This window comes from Nocardia cyriacigeorgica NBRC 100375, assembly GCF_000308555.1.
GTDB classification, from domain to species: domain Bacteria; phylum Actinomycetota; class Actinomycetes; order Mycobacteriales; family Mycobacteriaceae; genus Nocardia; species Nocardia cyriacigeorgica.
Genome location: NZ_BAFY01000029.1, coordinates 45,987 through 52,225, shown reverse-complemented (window position 1 = coordinate 52,225; position 6,239 = coordinate 45,987). Strand labels below are relative to the sequence as shown.

The 6,239-nt window shown below is 68.0% G+C and carries 7 protein-coding genes and 1 pseudogene; all 8 read right to left on the bottom strand.

The genetic code is table 11. The annotated features are described in order from the left end of the window. Nucleotides 1-475 (bottom strand): annotated as a pseudogene (locus RJ05_RS02305) (DUF58 domain-containing protein); the annotation flags it as partial. Continuing rightward, entirely contained in the window at nt 472-1,434 is a 963-nt protein-coding gene (locus RJ05_RS02300) for an AAA family ATPase (RefSeq protein ID WP_036532548.1), read from the bottom strand. The pseudogene RJ05_RS02305 and the gene RJ05_RS02300, both read right to left, overlap by 4 nt. Nucleotides 1,435-1,462: 28 nt before the next feature. After that, a complete protein-coding gene (locus RJ05_RS02295; RefSeq protein ID WP_036532546.1) occupies nt 1,463-1,960 on the bottom strand; it encodes a hypothetical protein in 498 nt (165 codons plus the stop codon). After that, the gene (locus RJ05_RS02290; RefSeq protein ID WP_051016115.1) at nt 1,957-2,883 is read right to left on the bottom strand and encodes a DUF4129 domain-containing protein; all 927 of its coding nucleotides are present in this window, start codon (nt 2,881-2,883) and stop codon (nt 1,957-1,959) included. The genes RJ05_RS02295 and RJ05_RS02290 overlap by 4 nt, the downstream gene beginning before the upstream one ends. 178 nt (nt 2,884-3,061) lie before the next feature. Further along, the gene (gene zapE, locus RJ05_RS02285; protein ID WP_036532540.1) at nt 3,062-4,075 is read right to left on the bottom strand and encodes a cell division protein ZapE; all 1,014 of its coding nucleotides are present in this window, start codon (nt 4,073-4,075) and stop codon (nt 3,062-3,064) included. A 93-nt stretch (nt 4,076-4,168) separates the two neighbouring features. Then, nucleotides 4,169-4,597, bottom strand: a complete 429-nt coding sequence (locus RJ05_RS02280; protein WP_174343885.1) for a type II toxin-antitoxin system VapC family toxin — start codon at nt 4,595-4,597, stop codon at nt 4,169-4,171. Next, nucleotides 4,566-4,844 (bottom strand): type II toxin-antitoxin system Phd/YefM family antitoxin, encoded by a 279-nt coding sequence (locus RJ05_RS02275; RefSeq protein ID WP_036532538.1) that lies wholly within the window; start codon nt 4,842-4,844, stop codon nt 4,566-4,568. Before RJ05_RS02275 ends, RJ05_RS02280 begins: the two co-directional genes overlap by 32 nt. 212 nt (nt 4,845-5,056) lie before the next feature. Next, nucleotides 5,057-6,238: a lipid-transfer protein gene (locus tag RJ05_RS02270; RefSeq protein WP_036532535.1), complete on the bottom strand. Its 1,182-nt coding sequence runs from the start codon at nt 6,236-6,238 to the stop codon at nt 5,057-5,059. Between the last annotated feature and the right edge of the window lies 1 nt (nt 6,239).

Genomic DNA, 6,239 nt, shown 5'->3' with positions numbered 1-6,239 from the left:
GCAGCCGCACCGTCGCCACCGACAGCCCGGCCGGGCTCAATGCCGATACCCGGACATTCACCGGATAACGGCCCCAGCGTGTGGCCGACAACGCCAACCGCAGCCCGGCCGGCGCGGCACCGGAATCGCTGGCCTCCTCGATCACGGTCTCCAGGCCCTTGGTGGGCTCGGGGGTGCAGCGCAGCAGCGCGTGTCCCTCCTCGACGAACGCCGCGACGGTCAGCACCACCTCTTCGGTCTCGAAGCAGCGCTGGGTCGGACCACCGTCGACCTGGATACGGGTCCGCGACTGCTGCCACGGCGCCGTCGCGAGCACCCCGAGCAGCGGCGCCGCGAACACCACGAGCTGCCAGCTGTTCACCGCGATCGCGAGCACCAGCGCGACGGCCGCGCACCCGGCCAGCATGTACACCAATGGCGCTGGACGCCACTGCAATTCGGCCTCGAGCGCAGTGCTCGAGTCGCGATGCCTCATGGCGTGGCGGCGCGCGGGACGGGCAGTCGACGCAGCAGTTCGGAGATCACGTCCTCACCCCGGATCCGGCGCACCCACATCTCGGGCCGCAGCGTGATCCGGTGCGCCATGGCCGGAATCGCCAGCGCCTTCACGTCCTCGGGGATGACGTAATCGCGGCCGAGCAGCAGCGCCCGCGCCCGCGACATCTGCACCAGATCCAGTTCCGCGCGCGGGCTCGCACCCACTTCGACCTGCGGATGTCCGCGGGTCGCCGCGGCGAGTGCGACGACGTAGCCGACGACGTCCGGGTGCACGGTGACGAACTCGACCGAATGCCGCATCTCCATCAGGCCGTTCGCGTCCACCACCTGCCCCACCTGCGGGACGGTGGCGCCGCGTTCGAGCCTGCGCCGGATCATCTGGGTTTCGTCGCGCTCGGACAGATAACCGAGCCGCAACTGGATGGCGAACCGGTCCAGCTGCGCCTCCGGCAGCGGATAGGTGCCCTCGTATTCGATGGGGTTGTCGGTGGCGAGCACGATGAAAGGCTGTGGCAGCGGGAAGGTTTCACCGTCGATACTGACCTGCCCCTCGGCCATCGCCTCCAGCAGCGCGGCCTGCGTCTTCGGCGGGGTCCGGTTGATCTCGTCGGCCAGCAGCATATTGGTGAACACCGGGCCGCGACGGAAGGTGAACCGGCCGGTGGACATGTCGTAGATGGTCGACCCGAGCAGATCCGCAGGCAGCAGATCGGGGGTGAACTGCACCCTGGCGAAATCCAGGCCGAGCGCGGCGGCGAACGATCTGGCGATGAGCGTCTTGCCGAGGCCGGGCAGATCCTCGATCAGCACGTGCCCGCCGGACAGCACCGCGATCAAGATGAGCTGCAGCTCGTCTCGTTTGCCGACCACGACCCGGGACAACTCCCGTAGCACGGCCTCACTGCGTTGGACGGTCACGTCCAAAGGCATCGTCATTTGTCTACCCGCACTTGCTCAACCCGTTTCACATTCTCTGCAGTCGGCGCAGGATCTCGTCCAACGCCTCCCGTCCCGGTGCGCGACCGACCTGGTCGCGCAGTTCCGAGTTCGCCGGATCCACCCAACGCCACAGTTCGGGACCGAACTGGTGGATACCGGCGGCCTCGATCGCCTTGCGGTTCTTGGCGACCCGCACTCCGGCCGACAACTCGAACTCTTTGGCCAACAGGGGACGTAGGTAGCGGTCCCAATCCGCGCGGGTGCCGTCGGCGCGTTCGGCGAGCATCTGCGCCCTGGCATGCCAGCGGTGCAGCATCTCGGCGGGACCGTTCTCGATCTCGTCGGGCAGATCGGGCTCGCGCGGACCGGATCGGCCCAGCAGCGACCACACCAGCCAAGCCAGGGCGACCGCCACCGGGACACCGGCGGCGGCGAGCGTCGCCTCGCGGGCGCGGCCGAGGGTGACCAACTCGATCACCACGACCACCAGCACCGCGGTGACGACCATGCTCAGTCGCGTCATGTGGGCACCACCTCCCCTTGCAGGTCGGCGAGCACGATGCGCAGCAATTGTTCGGCGCGCATACGCTGCCATTCCATCATGGAATGGGGACTGAACCTGGCCTCCTCGAACAGCGCCACCAGCTCGCGCGCGGACGCATCGTGCAGGGCGCCGTGCTCGAACGCGCGAGCCAGCACCTCCATCGGTGTGTCGGAGGCCAGCGGTGCCGCCGAACGGGCGGCGGACAAGCCGCGCTCCATGGCGACGTAGCAGGCGATGATCGCGGTCCGCGGGTCCTGGCCGGGCGCGGCCATCGCGGCCAGGCCCATTTCGGCGGCGCGGGCCAGCGAATCGGCAGCGGTCTCCGCGACGGGGGCGACCGGTTCGGGTTCGGGAGCCGGCTTGCGGCGGGTGCTGATCGCGACGACGACCAGGCCCGCGATGGCCACGCCGACCAGGGTGACCGCGGCGACGACGGCCAGCACCAGCGCGGTGCCCGCGAGTTCGGCGGGTTCGGTGGCGGTGGACGGGTCGGTGGGCTCGGTTTCGCCGGTGGTCGGGCTCGGGGTCGCGGTGCCGGCCGGCGGCGCGACCGAGGTGTCGGCGTCGGGTTGCAGGCCGACGAAGTAGACGGCCGAGACGAGAGCGAACAACAGGGCAAGCGCGGTGAGGAGGCCGAGCACGATCAACCCGGCACGGCCCAGCTTCCACGGTTCGCGATCGGTGTCCGGATCGGGTTCGGGCATGGCCAACGGCAGGCGGTGCTGACTGGCGATGACGCCGGCCAGCAGGATGACCACCGACACCGTCAGCAGCACGGGCATGAGCGCCACGGCGATGGCGGACATGGCCGACGGGCCGTCGTCCTCGGATTCGGTGACGCCCGGCAGATAGCCGCGCAACGCGATAACGGCGCAGACGAGCAGCGTGATCACCACGATCACGCGCGATATCGGCGCTCGCGACCGGACCACTGCGTTACCCCATACTTGTGTACTGCCCAAAACAGCCACATAGTTACATGCCGAACGGTCCGCTCGGGAGGGAATCGATTACTTCGGAGAACGTCCGTTTTAACTGCCTCGTCCCAGGTCGCGGCGGGGGCGCCCGGAGTTGGCTCAGCTAACTGACAGCCACCGCCTCGGTTTGTGACAACTCACCAAGACGGCTGGCCGCTCTTGCGATATCGGGGACGTCGCGTACACCGGCGACGAGCTCTTGGACCGGGGCCTGCGCGTAGACGGTGAGGGTTCGGTCGGCGTCGTAGAGGACGTCGACGAGGTTCACCAGGCGCATCGCCCAGTCCGGTGGCACTTCGCGCAGGAGCGGTACGCCGCAGAGGGTCCAGGTTGGGAACCGCTCGGCGAGGTCGATGTAGTCGGCAGCGGAGGTGGGCGTGGCGCACAGGTCGGTGAAATCGAGGGTGATGGTCGCGTCGTCGACGGCCAGTGCCCGTACGGTCCGGCTGCCCACTGCGACCCCGACTCGCGGGCCGGGACTGCCCGGCGAATCGTCATCGGACACGGCCGACTCCTGGCGGCCGGTACGGCCGAAGGCCGGCGCAGGGCCGACGATGTAGCGGCCCGCCCGGAAACCCGCCGCGCGGCCGTGGGCGATGGTGCGGTAGTCGAGCGGGCCGTCCAGTGAGACCACGTCGAGTTCGGCGACGATGCGTTCGATGGTCGGCACGAACAGGTCGTGGAACAGCGGGTTCGGAAGCAGTTCGGCCGGTGCGTAATTCGAGGTGACCACCAGGGTGAGGCGACGGGCGAACAGGGCGTCGAGCATGCGGGTGATGAGCATGGCGTCGCCGATGTCGTGCACATGGAATTCGTCGAAACACACCAGCCGGGCCTTGCCGAGCAGGGTGTCGATGGCCTTATCGATGGAGCCGTGCACGTGGGTCTGCGCGTGCAGGCCGGTGAAGAAGGTGTGGAAGTGGAAGCGGCGCTTGTGTTTCGGGTCCACGGAGGCGAAGAAGCGATCCATCACCATGGTCTTGCCGCGGCCCGGACGGCCGTGCAGGTAGATGCCGCGGTGGTTTTTCAGGGGGCGGTGGTGGCGGTCGAGTAGGTCGGCCAGGCAAGAGGCCGCCCGCTGCTGGTCGGCGTCGAGTTGGATCGCTGCGGCTTCCATCGCATCTCCCCGGTAGTTGCATGCACCCCAAGTCGGGCAGCGACTTCCACTCAACCCGAACCAGCGTGCTACGCACACCTTTCAGGGGACAGATCACAGTTCGACTATGTCGACCATGCTTTCGAGCCCCCTGAAATCGGCACCATTGCGAGTGTAGAGCGCCAGACCACGGGCAGAGGCGGTCGCCGCGATGAGCAGGTCCATCCGGCGAGGCCGAGGGTTGCGACCCGCGGCGATTGTCAAAGCGACCAGGGTCCCGTATCGGGTCGCCGCAGCCTCGTCGAATGGCAGTGGATCGAATTCGACGATCGCCGCCGCCAGCTGCTCGGTTCGGACTGCCCGCTCGGCTGCGTCGCGCGCCATCGCAACACCTTGTTGCAGCTCCGCCAAGGTGATAGCCGTGATCTGCGGCAGGTTTGGTAGTGCCTCCGGGTCGAGTAGGCCGAGGTCGAGGTACGTACAGGTATCGAGAATCCCTGTTTCGCGGCGATCAGCCACGCGCGCGCTGCCACGGGTCGTCATCGCCGACGCGGTCTTCGGTGCCGAAGAACTCGTCCGCCTCGCGCCGCATCGCCTCGTAGTCGACGCGCGGCAGGTGGCGATGCCGTGCAACCAACTCATGTGCTGTCATCCGCCGACGGCGAACAATCGGCCGCACCTCGGCCACCTCGACGCCGTTGCGCGTCACGACGTACGTTTCGCCGGCCTCGACTGCATCCATCACGGCAGCCGAGTTGTTCCGTAGCTCGCGCTGGGTGATCGTCTTCATGCCACCAGTGTAGCCACACGTAGCACCCTGGGCTACACGGCTGGTTGGACTGCCGCGCACCATGCGCGAAGCCCGGCTCACCAACCGTCCGGATGGCTGCCGGGCTCACTTCGAGGACGCTATTGCATCCCGCGCACGCAACAGCACCTACCGAGAGCCACATGGCCGAGGCAAACGCCGAGAGGACCTCTCGGCCATGTGACTCTGCGCGCTCAGGCAGCGCTGAGGACCAGCCCCGACGTCGGAACCCCCGTACCCGCGGTGACCAGGATGTTGGTCAGGTCCTCGACCTGGTTGACCGAGGTGCCGCGGATTTGGCGGACCGCTTCGGCGATGCCGTTCATGCCGTGGATGTAGGCCTCGCCGAGTTGGCCGCCGTGGGTGTTGAGCGGGAGGCGGCCGCCGAGTTCGATGGCGCCGTCGGCGATGAAGTTCTTGGCTTCGCCGCGGGGGCAGAAGCCGAGTTCTTCGAGCTGCATCAGGACGAACGGGGTGAAGTGGTCGTAGAGGATGGCCGCTTGCATGTCGTCGGGGCGCAGGCCGCTCTGGGACCACAGCTGGTCGCCGACCAGGCCCATTTCGGGCAGGCCGGTCATGGCGTCGCGGTAGTAGCTGGTCATCACGTATTGGTCGGCGCCGCTGCCCTGGGCGGCGGCGGTGATGACGGCCGGACGGTTGGGCAGATCCTTGGCCCGCTCGACGCTGGTGACCACGATGGCCACGCCGCCGTCGGATTCCTGGCAGCAGTCCAGCAAATGCAGCGGTTCGGCGATCCAGCGCGAATTCTGATGATCTTCCAGGGTGATCGGCTTGCCGTAGAAGAAGGCGTTCGGATTCACCGCGGCATGTTTGCGATCGGCGACGGCGACGCGGCCGAAATCGGCACTGGTGGCGCCGTATACGTGCATATAGCGGCGCGCGACCATCGCCACCTGCGCGGCGGGCGTACCGAGCCCTTGCGGATACGACCAGCCCGCGTCCACACCAGAGGACGTGGGTGCGGTCGCCAAGGCGGTGGAGAACTGCCCGAACCGCGATTCCGAACGCTCGTTGAACGCCCGGTACGCCACCACCACATCGGCCACACCGGTGGCCACCGCCATGGCCGCCTGCTGCACCGTCGCGCAGGCCGCGCCGCCACCGTAGCGGATGTCGCTGAAGAACTTCAGCTGCGGAATACCCACCGCACGCGCGACCGCGGCCTGGGTGTTGGTGTCCATGGTGAAGGTGGTCAGGCCGTCGACGTCGGCGGGCGTCAGGCCCGCGTCGGCCAATGCCGCGGTGACGGCCTCGGCGGCCAGCCGCAATTCGCTGCGTCCGGAATCCTTGGAGAAATCGGTGGCGCCGATCCCCGCGATCGCCGCCCGCCCGGACAGCGCCGACTGTGCACTCATC

What these genes read in the sequence shown, in the direction of transcription:
- RJ05_RS02300 (WP_036532548.1), bottom strand. Translation starts at nt 1,434, where the DNA reads ATGACGATGCCTTTGGACGTGACCGTCCAACGCAGTGAGGCCGTGCTA.
- RJ05_RS02280 (WP_174343885.1), bottom strand. Translation starts at nt 4,597, where the DNA reads ATGACGACCCGTGGCAGCGCGCGCGTGGCTGATCGCCGCGAAACAGGG.
- RJ05_RS02270 (WP_036532535.1), bottom strand. Translation starts at nt 6,238, where the DNA reads ATGAGTGCACAGTCGGCGCTGTCCGGGCGGGCGGCGATCGCGGGGATC.
- RJ05_RS02295 (WP_036532546.1), bottom strand. Translation starts at nt 1,960, where the DNA reads ATGACGCGACTGAGCATGGTCGTCACCGCGGTGCTGGTGGTCGTGGTG.
- RJ05_RS02275 (WP_036532538.1), bottom strand. Translation starts at nt 4,844, where the DNA reads ATGAAGACGATCACCCAGCGCGAGCTACGGAACAACTCGGCTGCCGTG.
- zapE (WP_036532540.1), bottom strand. Translation starts at nt 4,075, where the DNA reads ATGGAAGCCGCAGCGATCCAACTCGACGCCGACCAGCAGCGGGCGGCC.